Genomic DNA, 18,719 nt, shown 5'->3' on the forward strand with positions numbered 1-18,719 from the left:
GAAGTAGCAACAAAAGAAGCTAGCACAGAAGAAGCAGCAACAAAAGAAAATAACACAAAAGAAGCAGCAACAAAAGAAGCTAGCACAGAAGAAACAGCAACAAAAGAAGCTAGCACAGAAGAAACAGCAACAAAACAAGAAAATTCTAAAGACATAGAAAAGCAAAACCAATCAGTAAATATTGATGCAAATAGTTCAGTTAATGACAAAGTTAGTTATACTAAACAAAATTTAGATGAATTAAATATAGATGAAAAAAATGCAGCTAATATTGAAAAAATCGTTGCAAATAATAGTGATTTAGAAGGCTTATCAGAAGATGAGTTAAATAATGAAATTTTGAAAGCAGCGTTAGCTAATGACACAAACAAGAATGATTATGGTATTCAGGCATTATCAGCAACTGAGCCTCTAGCAACTAATGTAAGAACAACTTCTAATACTGCAAGTCCTTTATCAAAACTTAGAAGATTAGCGGCAGTTTCAACTGGCCAAAATGTTAATGACAAGGTTCATTTTTCAAATATTGATATAGAGATTAATCCACCAAATATTAATAAAAATACTGGACAAGAGGAGTTTTGGGCGACTTCAGGGGCTGTATTAAAGTTGAAAGCGGATTATACAGTCGATGATGATGTGCATGAAGGAGATACATTTACTTTCCAATATGGAAATTATTACCGTCCCGGTTCAGTACGTTTACCTTCTACAGAACAGAAATTGTATAATGCTAATGGCAATTTAATTGCGAAAGGTATATATAATAGTGCTACAAATTCTACTACTTATACATTTACTAACTATGTAGATCAGTATGATAATATCAAAGGAAGTTTCGAACAAGTTACATTTTCTAAACGCGAAAATGCTAATACTGATAAAGCTACGTATCCAATGGACGTTACACTAGGTAATGATAAATATTCAGAAAATATTACTGTGGATTATGGTAATAAAAAAGGGAATACACTAGTTGCAGGTACAAATTATATTGATCCTGATACATTAGCACGACATATGACTGTATATGTCAATCAACCTAAGAATAATTTCAAAAAAGAAGTGTTAGTAAGTCAATTAACAGGCTATAAATTTGATCCTAATGCAAATAATTTTAAAATCTATGAAGTAACAAATCAAAATCAGTTTGCTGATAGTTTCACTCCAGTAACTTCAGGTCTTAAAGATGTTACAAATAATTTTAAGGTGACTTATAGTAATAATAATACGACAGCAACTTTAACTTTATTAGATGGAACGACAGCTAGCAATAAACAATATATCATCCAACAAGTTGCTAATCCAGATAGTGAATCATCTGCTACTAATGGCAGAATTGACTATACATTGCAAACCGATGTACAAAATTATACTCATAGAAATTCATATTCACTTGCTCAAGGTTCGTCAACTGCAGAGGGAGATTTAAAGAGATATTCATTAGGTGACTATGTCTGGGAAGATACAAATAAAGATGGCATTCAAGATTCAAATGAAAAAGGCATTCAAGGAGTGTATGTTACTCTAAGAGATAAAAATGGTAATGAATTAGATCGTACAACAACTGATGCTAATGGTAAATATCAATTTAATAATTTACAAAATGGCGATTATACTGTTGAATTCACAACTCCTAAAGGTTATACACCAACTAAGGTTGATACGGGTAATAATGATGCAACAGATTCTGATGGTTTAATTGCTAAAGGAACAATTAATGGTGCTGATAACTGGACATTAGATAGTGGCTTCTATAAAACTCCAAAATATAGTTTAGGTGACTATGTATGGAAAGACACTAACAAAGATGGTGTTCAAGATTCTGATGAAAAAGGCATTCCAGGCGTAACAGTTACATTAAAAGATGGTAATGGTAACGTATTAAAAACAACAACAACAGATGAAAATGGTAAGTATCGCTTTGATGATTTAGATAGTGGAGACTATATTGTACATTTTGAAAAGCCTGAAGGCTTAACTCAAACAACTACAAACTCAAGTAGTGATGATGAAAAAGATGCTGATGGTGAAGAAGTACGTGTAACAATTACTGATCATGATGACTTCAGTATTGATAATGGATACTTCGATGATGATAGCGATGCAGATGCGGATGCTGACGCTGACGCCGATGCAGATGCTGACGCCGATGCGGATGCCGACGCCGATGCGGATGCTGACGCCGATGCGGATGCGGATGCCGACGCCGATGCCGATTCTGATGCAGACGCCGATGCCGATTCTGATGCAGACGCCGATGCAGACGCCGACGCCGATGCTGACGCCGATGCGGATGCCGACGCCGATGCGGATGCTGACGCCGATGCGGATGCCGATGCAGACAGTGATGCGGATGCCGACGCTGACGCGGATGCCGACGCAGACAGCGATGCCGATTCTGATGCTGACGCAGATGCCGATTCTGATGCTGACGCCGACGCAGATAGTGATGCTGACGCGGATGCGGATGCCGACGCTGACGCGGATGCGGACGCAGATAGTGACGCGGATGCGGATGCCGACGCAGATAGCGATGCCGACGCAGATAGTGACGCGGATGCCGACGCTGACGCCGACGCGGATGCCGACGCCGATGCGGATAGTGATGCCGATGCCGACGCCGATGCCGATGCGGATGCCGACGCCGATGCAGACGCCGATGCCGATGCGGATGCCGACGCCGATGCCGATGCCGATGCGGATGCCGACGCTGACGCCGATGCGGATGCGGATGCCGATTCTGATGCCGACGCCGACGCCGATTCTGATGCTGACGCAGACGCAGATAGCGATGCCGATGCGGATGCGGATGCCGATTCTGATGCCGACGCGGATGCTGATGCCGATTCTGATGCTGACGCCGACGCGGATGCTGACGCCGATGCGGATGCTGATGCCGACGCCGACGCAGATAGCGATGCCGACGCCGATGCCGATTCTGATGCTGACGCCGATGCCGATTCTGATGCCGACGCCGATGCGGATAGTGATGCCGATGCGGATGCCGACGCTGACGCCGATGCGGATGCTGATGCCGATTCTGATGCCGACGCTGACGCCGATTCTGATGCCGACGCAGACGCAGATAGCGATGCCGATGCGGATGCTGATGCCGATTCTGATGCCGACGCGGATGCTGATGCCGATTCTGATGCTGACGCCGACGCGGATGCCGACGCCGATGCGGATAGTGATGCCGACGCCGATGCAGATGCCGACGCCGACGCCGATGCCGATTCTGATGCTGACGCCGATGCCGATTCTGATGCTGACGCCGATGCCGATTCTGATGCCGACGCCGATGCGGATAGTGATGCCGACGCCGATGCCGATTCTGATGCCGACGCTGACGCCGATTCTGATGCCGATGCCGATGCCGATTCTGATGCCGACGCTGACGCCGATTCTGATGCCGACGCCGACGCAGATAGCGATGCCGACGCTGACGCCGATGCCGATTCTGATGCCGACGCTGACGCCGATTCTGATGCGGATGCCGATTCTGATGCCGACGCTGACGCCGATGCCGATTCTGATGCGGATGCCGATTCTGATGCCGACGCTGACGCAGATAGCGATGCCGACAGTGATGCTGATGCCGATAAAGATAATAATGACAAAGCAGATAAATCAAATAGTAAAGAATTGCCTGATACTGGTAATGAAAATCAAACTAATGGCACATTATTTGGTTCATTATTCGCTACACTTGGTGGATTATTCTTAGTGGGCAGACGTCGTAAAAACAAAAATAATGAAGAAAAATAATAGGTAGACTTCATATTTACACAATGAAATTTAAAACCAGGCCTTCTATGGCCTGGTTTTATTTTAAATACTATGATATAAATTAATGGAAATAGGATAAATATTTATAAATAAGGAGGAAACTATGGATTTTGAATATAAATTAGAAAATTTATTAACCGAAGTAAATGATAAAAGCGAAATTAATAATTATGTTTTTATAAGTTTGGGTAAACCTAACATCAAAGCCCAAGTTAAATTAATCAAAAAAACTAATTATCTTAAGCAAGATATTTCGAAATTAGCACTTAAATTTAAAAAGAAGACAGGTCAGTTTCCAGAGTGGATTAAATTAGATATTGTTACGTCAACAGAAAAAGTTCTATTTAAAGAATTAAAAAAAGAATTGATTAATACAAGACGTAATTATGTGGATTTTGGTATAGCATTTGATAGTCAATGGAATCTAGCAGTGTTACCTGAAGAAATTAATGCGAATGCTTTTGTTCGACCAGATAATTCTACTAAAGAATTATTTCTTTCTGAAAAAAATATTAATAATTATTTACGTAAATATACGACTAATAAAAAGGCATTTTCTAGTGAATTTTATAATGAAAAAGAAGTTGTTAAATTTTATACACATGGTTTCTTCATAGGTAATGAGAAAGTATATGAACTATACAGCAACGGTTATAGAAAAGGTTTAAGAAAAGTAGACCATTTAGAGAATGAAATTGATCAATTAATTGAAAGTAGCACTAATTTTTTACAGAATATGTTGTTAGATAATGGTAAGTATATTTATGGATATTTCCCACATTTTGATAATGAAATTGGATTTTACAATATTTTAAGGCATTCATCTTCTACATATGCGTTAATAGAAGGATTAGCCTATATAGGCAAAAGTTTACAACCTGTTGAAAAGGCAATTGATTATGTTATTTCAAATCAATTACTTGAAGTTGAAGATAAAGCATATATCTATGATGATACGGAAGATGCTAATGAAATTAAATTAGGGCAAAATGCTTCATTTATATTCGCTATATGTGAATATTTAAAATATGAGAATAATCCTAAATATCTTGAAGCTGCTCAAAAAGTAGCGAAAGGTATTCTTTCAATGATTGATGAAGATACGTATGAAACGACGCACTTATTGAATTATCCTGATTTAAGCGTAAAAGAGAAATTCAGAATTATTTATTATGATGGTGAAGCTGCGCTTGCTCTGTTGAGACTATATCAAAGAGATAATAATAAAGTATGGTTGAAAACTGTAGAAAATTTAATGGATCGTTTCATTGAGAAGAAATATTGGCAATATCATGATCATTGGCTAGGTTATTGTACAAATGAATTAATTCAAATTAACCCTCAAGAAAAATATTTTGAATTTGGTATAAAAAATGTGAATACGTATCTAGATTATATTAAAAATCGTGAAACTACTTTCCCAACATTCTTGGAAATGTTAATGGCTACTTATAGATTAGTACAAAAAGCCAAAGAAACTGGTTATGGGGAATTAGTAAATCATTTGATAGATGAGCAATATTTAAAAGAAGTTATTGATATTAGAGCAGATTATCAAAGAGTTGGCTTCTTTTACCCTGAAACTGCAATGTACTTTAAAAATCCATCTAGAATTTTAGGAAGTTTCTTTATTAAACACCATGGTTATCGTGTCCGTATTGATGATATTGAGCATTATCTATCAGGGTATGTACAGTACCAAAAGGCATTCAAAGGGTAGGTAGTGATTATGCTAACAATTGGAAATATTTATCATATTATAGGTGGAGAGTTAAAGGGTGCTCATAATGGCGAAACAAATGAAATAGATGATTTTGAGACAATTTATAAATTTGTAAAAAACAAAAAGACTGCGTATTTTTGGCACTGAACCCCTTAAATGGGAACTTAATAAAAACACTATGCTCTAGGCTGCTAATTCTCTGTATTTTACAGGGGATAAGTAGCCTAGTTTTTGTTGAATTCGATTATTATTATAGTTTTTAATGTACTTTTCGACAATATCTATTACAATGTGATTAGGGCTATTAAGCTCATTGTTTATGTAGAAAGTTTCAGACTTTAGTGAGGAATGGAAACTTCTATCGGGGCGTTATCGGCAGGTGTTCCCTTTCGGGACATACTTCTGATAATGCCTTTTTCTTCGCATAATTGATAATAAGCATAGGATGTATAAACACTACCTTGATCACTATGTAATATACAATCCTCAGGTATATCGATCTGATTTAATGTATCATTAACTAAACTTTGGTCTTGTTTATCACCTATTTTATACGCTACAATTTCTCCGTTATAAATATCCATTATCGAAGATAAATACAACATAGAATGACCAAATGGTAAATAAGTAATATCGGTTGTTAATACTTCCATGGGACGACTCGCTTTAAATTGTCTTTGTAATAAATTGTCTGTTTTATAATATGGTTTACCTATTCTTGTCGTCTTTTTAGGTCTAACTCGGCAGTTCAATTGATGCTCCTGCATAATTCTCTGTACTCTCTTATGATTAATTGGTGATGTATAACACTGATTAATCAAAGCTGTAATCTTACGATAACCGTATGTATAGTGATTAGCTTCACATAATTCAATGACTTTTTGTGTTACGGTATCATTTTTATGGGTTTTGTTTTTCCATCGGTAATATGTTGATTTAGATATGTTTAATACTTCTAGTATCAATTTGATTGAATATTTTACTTTTAATTGCTCCACTAAATCTATGATTACTGCTGGTACCACTTCCTTTCCAATGCCTTGTACTTTTTTAAAATATCCAATTCTATATCTTTTCTCTTATTTTCTAATTTTAATCGTTCTACTTCTGATAATTCCTCTAATCCTTTACCGTAGGTATATTGTTTTCCAATGTGTTGTGAAAATCTATAACTTTCATCATTTCGATACCATCGCCACCAAGTTTCCACTTGTGTTCTATTTTTAATATTTAATTCTTTCATAATTTCTTTTGTCGAAAAACCAGCTATTTTCATTTCAACTGCTTTATACTTTGTTTCTACTGAATAAGATACTCTTTTCATAGAAAAAACACCTCCGTATGATTCATTTTAATATGAATTCAACGAAAATGTTTTTATATAATTCCCACTAATTGGGGTCAGCCCATTTTCTCCAAATAAAGAAATTGCTTTAATTATAACCAAAGATAATATTGCCAATAAACAAGAAATATTTAATTTTCATTTATTCAAGCCCTTGTGATAACGCTTACAAAAAATATGATAAAATATCATAGTAAAGTAATTTTTCTTACAAAGGGTGGGGGCTGAAATGAAGAAATACAGATACTTTATTATTACGATGATCATTATTATGACAATGATTAATTACATTGACAGGGGCGCGATTTCATACGCACAAAAGGATATTATCAGTGAATATGGCTTTGATACAATCGCTTGGGGTAAAATTCTAGGCTACTTTGGTTATGGCTATATGCTTGGATCACTGATTGGTGGATTAACAGCTGATAAGAAGGGGCCAAAGTTTGTTTGGATTATCGCTGGTACAGCATGGTCAATAGCTGAAATGGGAATGGCATATGCTGGAGAGATAGGTATGGCAATTTTCGGAGGTTCAGCGTTAGTAGGGTTTGGATTGCTTAGAGTACTATTTGGTGTTGCAGAGGGTCCGGTATTCTCAATTATTAGTAAGACAAACGCGAACTGGGCTGCGCCTAAAGAACGTGGATTATTATCAGCACTTGGACTTATAGGCGTGCCGCTTGGTGCATTAATTACTGCTCCGATTGTTTCTGGTTTCTTGACGATTGCGAGCTGGAGATTATTATTCATGATTTTAGGTGCATTAGGCTTAGTATGGGTAGTCATTTGGGCATTTGTATTTACTGATTATCCCGAAGATAATAAGCGTGTTTCCGAAGCAGAATTGAAAGAAATTCGTTCGACGGAAGATAGTTTAAATGTAGAAAAGACAGTTGAAACGGAAGATATTAAGGATGAAAAGTGGTACCATTTCTTTAAAAGTCCGACATTGGTTGGTAATATGTTTGGGTATTTTGGTTTCCAATATGTTAACTTTTTAATTTTAACTTGGACACCAAAGTATCTACAAGATGAGTATCATTTTGAAATTCATTCACTTTGGTATTTAGGTATGGTGCCGTGGATTGGAGCATGTTTCACGATTTATTTTGGCGGTCATATATCTGACTGGTTACGTCATAAAACGGGGAATTTACGTATCGCCCGTTCATATTTTGCGATCGCTGGCATGATTTGTGCAGCAATTTGTTTCTTAATCATTCCATTTACACATAGTATTGTCGCAATTATGCTTCTAATGATGATAGGAAATGCCTTCATTTTCTTACCTAATGGTGTGTACTGGTCTGTAATTATCGATACTGCACCGAATAAGACAGGTACTTATGGTGGTATAACACACTTCTTTGTTAACTCAGCGACTGTTATCGCACCGACATTAACAGGGTACCTTGTCGCAAGTTATGGTTACACTTCTATGTTTGTGTCAGCGGTTATAGCATCACTAATCAGTGTTGTAGCTATGTGCTTTGTTAAACCAGGTGAAAAGAAAATGGCGAAGCAATAATATATAAACATAAAACATGGCAGTTATCACACTCGAACGTGTGGCAACTGCCATGTTTGTTTATATATGTCAATTATTTTCTATATTTTAATTTCGCGAATGCATCATGTTGGTGGATAGATTCTTCATTACGACATTCAATATCAAAGCCTTCTATCCAATCAAATTCTACTAAGTCAGCAGCAATTAGACGAATTAAATCTTCGACGAAACGTGGATTTTCATAAGCACGTTCTGTCACACGCTTCTCATCCGGACGTTTTAAGATAGGGTATAATATTGAACTTGCATTTGCTTCCATAGCATCTAAAATTCGCTCTTTATAATCGTCTAGCACTTGATTATTTTTATCTAAATAAACTTTAACAGTGACAACGCCACGTTGATTATGTGCAGAATATTCACTGATTTCTTTTGAACAAGGGCATAACGTTGTTACAGTTGCTTCAATTGTAATTTCTTTACGTGTAATTTGGTCTTGTTCAATAGCTAAACCATAAGTTACATCGGCATTGCCTACTGCTTTAATATTTGTAACTGGACTGAAGCGGTCAAAGAACCATTTACCTGAAACATCAACACCTGCTGAATTCTGTTTCATATTCGTTTGTAATGTACGTAATACCTGATAAAGTGTATCGAAATTTAATTCTAAGCCGTTGTTATAATGTTTCTCCACGCTTTCTAGAATACGGCTCATATTAATTCCTTTTTCATCCTTATTTAAACTCGTTGAGAAGCTAAAGCGCCCCGCTGTTTGGAAGCGATCGATGTTCACAGGATAAATTAAGTTTTTAATACCGACTTCTTCAATTTCAAATAAGAAATTTTTATGTGTGCTTTGTAAGTCAGTCATTTCATTTTTAGTTGTTGGTTTAGTACCTTCGATTGGGTCAACTGAGCCAAAGTGTTTCCAACGACCCTCACGTGTAGATAAATCAAATTCAGTCATTGTTTACCTCCCCTTAAGATTCAAAGTGATATGTCCAATATGGTTCGACGTCTAAGAAATTTTGCGTTTCGCCACCGACTTCTGGACTTGCTAATTGTTTTAAAAATGGACCAGTTTGAGATGCATGTGCTTCGAAAGCTTTCAATTTTAAATCTCGATATGCACGAATGTCATTTAATATATCTGGTTCGCCTAGTATGTCTGGTGCATCATTACTAAACGCTACAAGTTGTAATCGTGGTCGTTCATCCTTAGGCATTTGTCCTACGGTTCTTACTACAGCCTCGGCTGTTGCTTCATGATCGGGATGTACGGCAAATTTAGGATAGAAAGAAATAATCACTGATGGATTGGTTTCTTCAATCAAATTTTTTACCATGTCATCCATTTGTTCATGAGGCTCAAATTCAACTGTTTTATCACGTAACCCCATTTTACGTAAATCAGTGATGCCAATGATTTTCATGGCTTCTTCTAATTCACGCTCGCGAATATCAGGTAGTGATTCTCTAGTTGCAAAAGGAGGATTACCTAAATTACGTCCCATTTGTCCTAATGTTAGGCATGCGTAAGTGACAGGGATGCCCTTATCGATATAACTGGCAATCGTTCCAGCTGATGAGAAGGTCTCATCATCAGGGTGTGGAAATATCATTAACACGTGTCTTTCATCTTTCATGAATAAACCTCCTCTATACTGTAAATGGCTTTTCACTGATTTCGATTGTGGCAGCCAATTGTCCTTCGTAGTTAAATCCTGCGATTAAAAATTCATTGTTGTCATTGATTTCATAATGCGTTAGCCCTTGAACGTAAACCCAACCACCATCGCGGAGTTTTAGACCAACTCTATAAGGGTCTTTCTCTCCACCTTTAAGTTGTGCATGTTCATACGTGACTTGTATATTCCTTAAAAAAGTTCCCGCATTAAAGACACGTTGATCGAAATGGTTCGCATACGCACCATTAGTCGTTTCAACGTGTAGGTATACAGGTTTATTTTCGAATGATGTTAATAATTGTTGTACTTCTTCAGCGTTAATGGGTTCCAACACTTTCACTCCTTGCAACCATACAATATGTTTATCTATTTATTTTACTAAAAAGATGGGACTAATTGTACATCTCTGCTCAATTTATTCAGAAAAAATGGTAATTATACCTTTAAATAGTTGAATTACTGTAAGGGCTTTTATAAAAAATAAGATAAAAGTTTGATGAAGTTATATCGTTTAAAAAGATAGAAGACGGGTAGACTAATAAATGTGAAAGATAAAACTAAGAACTGAAGATATATGACTTTAGTTACGAAAGGATGTTTGCATTGGAATTACAATTAGCAATCGATTTATTAAATAAAGAGGAAGCAGCAGAGTTAGCTAAAAAAGTTGAGGAATATGTAGATATCGTAGAAATTGGTACACCAATTGTTATCAATGAAGGTTTACCGGCAGTTCAACATTTAAATGAAAATATTAATAATGCTAAAGTGTTAGCAGACCTTAAAATTATGGATGCAGCAGACTACGAAGTAAGCCAAGCCATTAAATTTGGTGCAGATGTAGTTACCATCTTAGGTGTAGCTGAAGACGCTTCAATTAAAGCAGCAGTTGAAGAAGCGCATAAACATGACAAACAATTATTAGTTGATATGATTGCAGTTCAAGATTTAGAAAAACGTGCGAAAGAATTAGATGAAATGGGTGCTGACTATATTGCAGTACACACGGGTTATGACTTACAAGCTGAAGGTCAATCTCCATTAGATAGCTTACGCACTGTTAAATCTGTAATTAAGAATTCTAAAGTAGCAGTAGCTGGCGGTATTAAACCAGAAACAATTAAAGACATCGTAGCAGAAAACCCTGATTTAGTCATTGTTGGTGGCGGTATTGCTAATGCAGATGACCCTGTTGAAGCAGCAAAACAATGTCGTGAAGCGATTGAAGGTAAATAAGCATGTCTCAATTTACAAATTATAAATTAATTCTTGAAGAATTAGACCGTACATTATCACACGTACAAGACGAACAGTATGATCGTTTTGCTAATGATGTGAATGGTGCGCAAAGAATATTCACTGCCGGCAAAGGGCGTTCAGGTTTTATGGCGAATAGTTTCGCAATGCGATTGAATCAATTAGGTAAAGACGCATTTGTCGTAGGTGAATCAACAACGCCATCTATTAGAGAACATGACTTGTTTGTGATTTTGTCTGGGTCAGGTTCAACTGAGCATTTACGTTTATTAGCTGAAAAGGCACAATCAGTAGGTGCTAAAGTTGTATTATTAACAACAAACCCTGATTCTCCGATTGGCGACTTAGCGGAAACAGTTATTGAATTACCTGCAGGTACAAAATATGATGTTGAAGGTTCTGAACAACCGCTAGGCAGTTTATTTGAACAATCCTCATTATTATTCTTAGATAGTGTTGTATTAGGATTGATGGAAACCTTTAATATTAATGAAGAAGAAATGCAAAATAATCATGCTAATTTAGAATAAATAAATATTTGAGGACTGGGATATTAAAAAATGTCTCAGTCCTATTTTTATATAAATAGGAATATTAAAAAGAGTTTAGAAATTTAGCTACAAATGAATGTAACAAGTATATATAATAAATAGTGTATTATGTATATATTTAAATATTAATTTTAATATCAACTATGTAAAATACTTATAAAAATTAGTTTTAATTAACTAAAGAATGAAATGAATTTAATGTGATTTTTAACAATAGATAATGAATCATTACTAAAGGCGATAGGATGAGGGAAATGGTATATAATAAAAAGTTAATTGAACAGTTATTAGAAGGATATTGGTATCGAAAACCCCAAGATGGATGGTATGTAGATAATATTGATATTAATAAACAACAAATAAAGAATTATAGTCATGATGGCTATAAAACACTATTTATAGCGATAGATTCAGAGACTTGGCACAGAGGTTCTGGAAATACTGGGATTTATGCAGGTTGGAATGATACACATCAAAATTTGAAAGAATATGAGACGTATATGAGTGGTGTTATTGCACGCCGTCCTATTGAAGATTTAAATGAGAATATTCCGCAATTCATCATGAATGATACATATAGTGCGATACGCAAGTTAGGGCAATTTTCTTACGAAGTATTTAAGGGGAAAACGATTGAAATTACTGGAACAGCAGGTAAATCTACTTGTAAATCTTTATTAAAAGAGTTATTAAGTGAAAATTATTCTGTTAATGCGACAAGAGGTAATCATAACACTAGAACTGGAGTTCCTCTAACTATTGCAAATGCTATAAATCAACCAGACTATTTAGTATTAGAAGTTGCAGTGTCAAGTTTATGGATGAGAAATGGTGGGATTGCTAAGACATTCGTTCCAGATATTGCAATGATTACATCGATTGATGGTGGGCAGGAGAAAAATGCTCATGAAATAGCAGTATTAAAATCAAAAATTGCTGAAGGAATGAATCATTTAGGGAATGTAGTGGTTAATCGAGATATGAATGAGTATGAAACTGTTGTTCAGACAGTAAAACAATACAATAAAAATATTATTACTTATGGTTTTAATAAGGATTCAGATGCTTATGTAATAAGATATGAAGAATTTAAATTCCATTCACACGTAGATGCTTATATTATGGGAGAAAACATATCATTCGATACACAATTGTCAGGAGAAGCAATGATTCAAAACATTGTAGGTGCATTAACAATCATTAAACTGTTAGGAATATCTTGTCAAAGTGTACTTTCTCGTTTAGAACAATATAAGCCTAATATGGGGGTACAGAATTTTGAGGAATATACCACAAAGAGTGGCGATAATTTTACATTAATTAACGATGCTTGGAATGCTATGGGAATCTCTATGCTTGAAGGTATTCGAGTATTGAAAAAAAAGTCTAAATTTTACAAAGGTAAAACGATAGCGGTATTAGGACGAATTATAGGTTTGGATCCACAAGAAGCTAAAAGACAACATGAACTTATAGCCGATGAACTCATTAAAGCAAATATTGACATTGTATTTGGTCATGGTAAAGAAATGAAATATGCTATGAAAAAATTACCTAAAGAAATTATTGGAGGTTATTATGAAAATGCAGATCAATTAGCAATTGAAGTTGCTAATATCATTCAGAATGATGACTTAGTTTTAATTAAAGGTTCTGTTAGAAATAGTGATTTTAAGAATGTTAAGAGTAAAATTATTTCATATACAACAAAAGGAGTACAGTTTAAGTTAACAAATACAATACCTAGTAATGGTTATGGTGTTGCTACATATAATGTTAAGTCAGGAATAAAAGTTGCAAGTATCGGTAAACAAGATGTAGTTCAAAATCAAGGAATTGGCGGAATATTGTTAATTAATCATATCTTAGATTTAATCTTTGCCAATCAACTAGAGTTGCATCAAACTTATAAGCCCGATAGACAAGCAATTAGAGAAAGTGTAAATTCTAGAGCGATTCCCTTGAAGCAAAATGATGAAATTACTTTAAATGATTTATTGTCTGCTGCAATTGTTACATCTTCTCCTAATGCAATTTTGATGTTGGCAAATACTGTTAAAGGTTCGAATAAAGAAAGTTTAGAAGTAATTAAAAAATCTGCACAAATGATTGGTGCTCATTCAGAAAGTGCGCTTAATATTACTGGTAGACGTATTAAAGGTAAACGTCAGCATTTAACGCTAGAGGATTTATATTTAGCAAGTAAATTACTCTTTAATAAATATCCATTCATTAAAGATATTTTATCAAGAAATAATTATGTATTTAAAAATAAACTTTATAAATCAGAATCAAATTTATTTAGTTATGGAATTGCTTCACATGGGATTTTTTATGGACAAGAACATTCAATAGGAGCAATATTATCAAAAATCGATGGTGAAGAGTATATAACTGTAGTTATTGGGGCGCGAGATGCGTTCCACCGAGATGCATTGATTTACAATTCCATTATGCAAGTTACTCAAAATGAACTACAATCTTCAGAAAGTGAAACAATTAGTGAAAATCGGGATACACCATATACCATCAATATCATAGGTGACACATATTTCGGAGAATTTTATACAGAAAGACGTCGACGTAAAGGTATTGATGACGCCTTAACATTGAAAAATCGACATTACAGTTTTGAGGGTATTCGTGACATTTTAGAAAAAGGAGATTTTAATGTTTGTAATTTCGAAGCAGCAATTTCCGACGATAAAAACGATTATCTGAAACAAAGAAAGCCATTTGTTTTAAATGCTTCTGAAGTACATACAGTTGAAACACTAAAAAAAGAAAATATACAATTAGCTACGTTAGCCAATAATCATTTAATGGATTGTGGTGTAGAAGGGTTAGAACGTACAGTGAATCATTTTAATTTAAATGGAATTTCAACAATTGGTGCAGCTATAAATCAGAATGAAGCAGAGAAACCATTTAATATTATAGTTAACAATCAAAATTATGCGATATTTAATGCATATTGGTATAGACGACCAATGCATCGTGAATATGATTTTTATGCAATAGGTAATGAACCTGGAGTAGCATGTTTAAATCCCTTCTTATATGAAAAAATTCGTGAAATGAAAGATAGTGGATCCAAAGTGATTGTTATCGCACATTGGGGTGTCGATTTCGGGAGTGTTCATGCTAAACAACGAGAATATGCAAAAATGTTGCAACAGGCTGGGGTAGACCTAATTATTGGCCACGGCGCACATATGATGCAAAAAATTGAATATATAAATGATACGACTGTAGTGTATAGTATTGGTAATGGTGTATTTAATAGTAATGGGGAATATGACCAAAGATATGTACCACCATATAGTTTTATAGCACAATTAATTATAAGTTCTAATAATCAATTGAAACTAAAGCTATATCCGATTTATGGGAATAATCTAGAAACGTTCTGGCAACCACGCTTTCTTACTGAATTAGAATTTAATCATTGTAGAAAAATGTTGGAGCAATATAGTGGAAAGCTAGATATCATTAATGGTCGAGATGATCATTTTTACTTTGAAGTACCATTAAAAATTAATTAAATTAGCTTTTAAATTTTATTAACCTTCCTTATGCAATTTTGGAAGGTTTTTTATAGTGTGATTTATAGCGCAATACAAATTTTCATTTAAATATAAGAGAATTTAACTTGAATAAATGTTAACATAATATAAAAATAAGTTAACATTAAAGGTCGAAAGAGGTCATATGATGCTAGAAATTTTAAAGCGACTTGAATATTACGCTCAAGTACAACCACAGTCTATTGCGCTTCAAATTGATGATGAAAGATTAAGTTATGAGACGTTATACCAAAATATATGCGACTACACGTTGACGTTGCCAATGTTTCAAAGTGGATGTAGGGTAGGCTTGTTGAGTGACTCGCCTATAACGAATATGACTAATTATTTTATTGTTTTAATGATGGGCGGTTTGCCGTGCTTTATAGATGTCAAGTGGACGCAAGCAACAATTGATGAACTCATAGAGACGTATCACATTGAATATATCGCCACAGCTATCGCCAACTTTAAACCGACTGTATCGTATGGGACATATGATCAATATATAAATGAACAAGCGAAGGTAGAACATATACTACATATTGGCTTCACCTCAGGAACTACAGGGCTACCTAAGGCATATTATCGAAATGAACTTTCATGGATTGCATCATTTAAAGAAAATGAAGCATTATTACTTAACCAGGAAAAAATTTTAGTTGCGCCTGGTCCACTCGCGCATTCATTATCATTGTACACTTGCATCTACGCGCTTTATTCGGGAAGAACATTTATTGGACAAAGACAATTTAACACATATCGCTTGATACCAATATTAAGGCAACAATATTCCAATATAGCGTTATTTCTTGTGCCAACAATGTTACATCAATTATTAACTACTGAATCGAAATTAACATGTATTACATCTATATTGTGTAGTGGTTCGAAATTATCAGAACCATTGTTTAAAGCAGTGACACAACAGTATGAACACGCCAACATCATTGAGTTCTTTGGAACATCGGAAGCAAGCTTTATTACATATAACTTTAATCAAACAGCGCCAACGCATTCGGTCGGACAGGTGTTTTCGAATGTTTCAATTCAACTTAAAGAACAAGATGAACGACACATTGGATTGTTAAAGGTTCAAAGTAATATGACTTATTCAGGCTATGTTAATGCTGGAGTGGTGCAACCTCAAAGTTGGATAGAGACAGGTGATTACGCCTATGTAAAAGATAAGTATCTCTATTTAGTGAGTCGCCAAAGTGATCGCCTTATTATTGGAGGTAAAAATATATATCCCAGTGTGATAGAGCAACAAGTAAAATTATTAGATGGAATTGAAGAAGCGGTTGTTATTGGTGAACCACATCGTCAGTTTGGTGAAATTGCTGTATTAATCTATCTCGGAGATCGAGCACTCACATATGCAACGTTGAAACATTATTTACAACAAACGTTATCAAGGTATGAAATACCATCTAAGATTGTGAAAGTCAGTAAACTGCCTTTTACGAATAGCGGCAAGGTAGCACGGCGTAAAGTACAAGCACTTTATTTAAAGGGGGCATTTAAATCGTGAGAGAAGCAGTTATTGTGTGGGCTAAGCGGACACCATTTGGTAAATACGGAGGCATGTTGAAGCATTTAGAACCTGAAGCCTTATTGGTGCCACTTTTTCAAAATATCAAGGCAAGTTTTCCAGAAATTATAGATCAAGTGGATGATGTAGTATTAGGCAATGTGGTAGGCAATGGTGGCAATATTGCTAGAAAGGCAGTACTAGAGTCTGGCTTAAAGCATACTATTCCGGGTGTTACAGTGGACCGACAATGTGGTTCGGGACTTGAAAGCATCATCTATGCGTGTCGAATGGTGCAATGTGGAGCTGGACGCGTGTATATCGCAGGGGGTGTAGAAAGTACAAGTCGTGCGCCTTGGAAGATGAAACGCCCTCAGTCAGTATATGAATCACAGTTGCCACAATTTTATGAGCGCGCATCATTTGCACCTGAAGGGCAAGATCCAAGCATGATTGAAGCAGCTGAGAACGTGGCGCAACATTATAATATCTCTCGGCAGCATCAAGATGCATTTGCGGCACGAAGTCATCGATTGGCAACAACACATTTTAATAATGGTGATATACAATGTGAAATTCTCCCTTTAAAGGTTAAGGGGAAGTGGTTGTGTAAAGATGAAAGTTTGAAACCAACGTTAACTGAATCACGTTTGCAACGATTAAGACCGCTTATATCGAATGGTACAGTAACAGTTGGAAATAGCTGTATGAAGAATGATGGTGCTGGGCTAGCTTTAATAATGGATAAAGAAACAGCTATAGCATTAGGCTTGAAATATGGCATGGTGTTTAAAGATGCTGTTACAACAGGTGTGGATCCAACGTTACTAGGAATTGGACCAGTACCTGCAGTTTCACAATTATTAAAGAAACAGCAATTAAATATTGAAGATATCCAAGCGATTGAACTTAACGAAGCCTTTAGTTCACAAGTACTTGCATCCATAAATGAGTTGCATGCATGTATAGAGAAGGTAAATCAATGGGGTGGTGCGATTGCTACAGGACACCCATATGGTGCAAGTGGCGCAGCATTAGTTGCTAGACTATTAAACTTGCCTAAGTGGCAGTTAGGAATTACTACGATGGGCATAGGAGGAGGTATGGGTAATGCAATTCTCTTTGAAAAGTGGAACCAGTGAAAGGATAACAATTGAATTTCATGAGCATGATGTGCGTCGTTATTGTAATGTAATTGGTATGGCGTATGGTGGCATCGTTCCACCATTAATGTGTGCTAAACTATGGCCTAAATTTAAAATGTTCCAAGTTTTCAAGGGGAAGCCGATACGACTAGTCCGTACTAATGTTGAGAAATTTGAAAATTTAGAAAGTGACATGCAATATTGTGCATATTTAACGTATAAAAGTTGTGATAAAATAAAACAATTTAACCGTTTTATCTTTAAATTAGAAATTAATAAAAATAATAAAACTTGTATGATTATCGAACAAACATTTATTTCTGGGGAGGGAATATATGGTTTTTAATAAGGAGTTGGTAGACGAATATTTAAAAATTGTTGATGATGAAAATCCAATTCATAGCGATATTGTACCAGGACAGCTCATCGTTGAAAAGGTATTTTCAATGTTAGATCAACACTGGGATAAATATAAAATTAAATACCTTGAAAGCATTGGTATCAATGAGTTTGTGGTATTTGAAGTTGTTGGAAAGAATAAAATTATTGTTTCGAATAAATCAGGTGGGGTAAAACTAGTTATAATTAGAAATTGATAAAAA

General features: G+C 35.5%; 13 protein-coding genes and 1 pseudogene. 10 read left to right on the forward strand and 4 right to left on the reverse strand.

Translation table 11 applies throughout. The features are described 5' to 3' along the window. Positions 1–3,771, forward strand: a 3,771-nt coding sequence (locus KA909_RS09365) for an MSCRAMM family adhesin (RefSeq protein ID WP_348634711.1), incomplete at its 5' end; no start/stop codon positions are given. A 124-nt stretch (positions 3,772–3,895) separates the two neighbouring features. Further along, entirely contained in the window at positions 3,896–5,512 is a 1,617-nt protein-coding gene (locus KA909_RS09370; RefSeq protein WP_210130125.1) for a poly(glycerol-phosphate) alpha-glucosyltransferase, read from the forward strand. Positions 5,513–5,698: 186 nt separating this feature from the next. Here the strand turns inward: KA909_RS09370 and KA909_RS09375 are convergent. Then, positions 5,699–6,839 (reverse strand): annotated as a pseudogene (locus KA909_RS09375) (IS3 family transposase). 250 nt (positions 6,840–7,089) lie between these two features. On the opposite strand from KA909_RS09375, the gene KA909_RS09380 reads away from it, so the two are divergent. Then, positions 7,090–8,391 carry an MFS transporter gene (locus KA909_RS09380; RefSeq protein WP_193839712.1) on the forward strand — a complete coding sequence of 434 codons (1,302 nt, stop codon included), beginning with the start codon at positions 7,090–7,092 and terminating at the stop codon, positions 8,389–8,391. 73 nt (positions 8,392–8,464) lie between these two features. Here KA909_RS09380 and folE2 read toward each other — a convergent pair whose 3' ends face one another. The 3 genes from folE2 to KA909_RS09395 are packed head-to-tail and all read right to left on the reverse strand — an operon-like array spanning position 8,465 to position 10,398. Further along, positions 8,465–9,343, reverse strand: coding sequence for a GTP cyclohydrolase FolE2 (gene folE2, locus KA909_RS09385; protein WP_053031353.1), 879 nt, complete (start codon positions 9,341–9,343; stop codon positions 8,465–8,467). Between the two features lie 13 nt (positions 9,344–9,356). After that, a complete protein-coding gene (bshB2, locus tag KA909_RS09390) occupies positions 9,357–10,022 on the reverse strand; it encodes a bacillithiol biosynthesis deacetylase BshB2 (RefSeq protein WP_193839711.1) in 666 nt (221 codons plus the stop codon). A gap of 13 nt (positions 10,023–10,035) precedes the next feature. Further along, positions 10,036–10,398: a YojF family protein gene (locus KA909_RS09395; protein ID WP_174841478.1), complete on the reverse strand. Its 363-nt coding sequence runs from the start codon at positions 10,396–10,398 to the stop codon at positions 10,036–10,038. Between the two features lie 269 nt (positions 10,399–10,667). Between KA909_RS09395 and hxlA the strand changes: the two genes are divergently transcribed. From hxlA to KA909_RS09430, 7 genes are all read left to right on the forward strand, one after another. Further along, complete coding sequence (gene hxlA, locus KA909_RS09400) at positions 10,668–11,300, forward strand: 3-hexulose-6-phosphate synthase (protein ID WP_053031358.1); 633 nt, start codon at positions 10,668–10,670, stop codon at positions 11,298–11,300. A 2-nt stretch (positions 11,301–11,302) separates the two neighbouring features. Continuing rightward, a complete protein-coding gene (gene hxlB / locus KA909_RS09405) occupies positions 11,303–11,851 on the forward strand; it encodes a 6-phospho-3-hexuloisomerase (RefSeq protein WP_193839710.1) in 549 nt (182 codons plus the stop codon). Between the two features lie 275 nt (positions 11,852–12,126). Next, positions 12,127–15,417 carry a CapA family protein gene (locus tag KA909_RS09410; RefSeq protein WP_210130126.1) on the forward strand — a complete coding sequence of 1,097 codons (3,291 nt, stop codon included), beginning with the start codon at positions 12,127–12,129 and terminating at the stop codon, positions 15,415–15,417. A 169-nt stretch (positions 15,418–15,586) separates the two neighbouring features. Next, the gene (locus KA909_RS09415; protein ID WP_193839709.1) at positions 15,587–16,972 is read left to right on the forward strand and encodes a long-chain fatty acid--CoA ligase; all 1,386 of its coding nucleotides are present in this window, start codon (positions 15,587–15,589) and stop codon (positions 16,970–16,972) included. Continuing rightward, complete coding sequence (locus KA909_RS09420) at positions 16,969–18,114, forward strand: thiolase family protein (RefSeq protein ID WP_193839708.1); 1,146 nt, start codon at positions 16,969–16,971, stop codon at positions 18,112–18,114. The genes KA909_RS09415 and KA909_RS09420 overlap by 4 nt, the downstream gene beginning before the upstream one ends. After that, the gene (locus KA909_RS09425; RefSeq protein ID WP_193839707.1) at positions 18,083–18,463 is read left to right on the forward strand and encodes a protein VraC; all 381 of its coding nucleotides are present in this window, start codon (positions 18,083–18,085) and stop codon (positions 18,461–18,463) included. The genes KA909_RS09420 and KA909_RS09425 overlap by 32 nt, the downstream gene beginning before the upstream one ends. After that, positions 18,453–18,713, forward strand: a complete 261-nt coding sequence (locus tag KA909_RS09430; RefSeq protein WP_193839706.1) for a hypothetical protein — start codon at positions 18,453–18,455, stop codon at positions 18,711–18,713. The genes KA909_RS09425 and KA909_RS09430 overlap by 11 nt, the downstream gene beginning before the upstream one ends. The last annotated feature ends 6 nt before the right edge of the window (positions 18,714–18,719 follow it).

This window comes from Staphylococcus sp. GDX8P54P (genome assembly GCF_017893165.1).
Taxonomy (GTDB): Bacteria; Bacillota; Bacilli; order Staphylococcales; family Staphylococcaceae; genus Staphylococcus; species Staphylococcus borealis.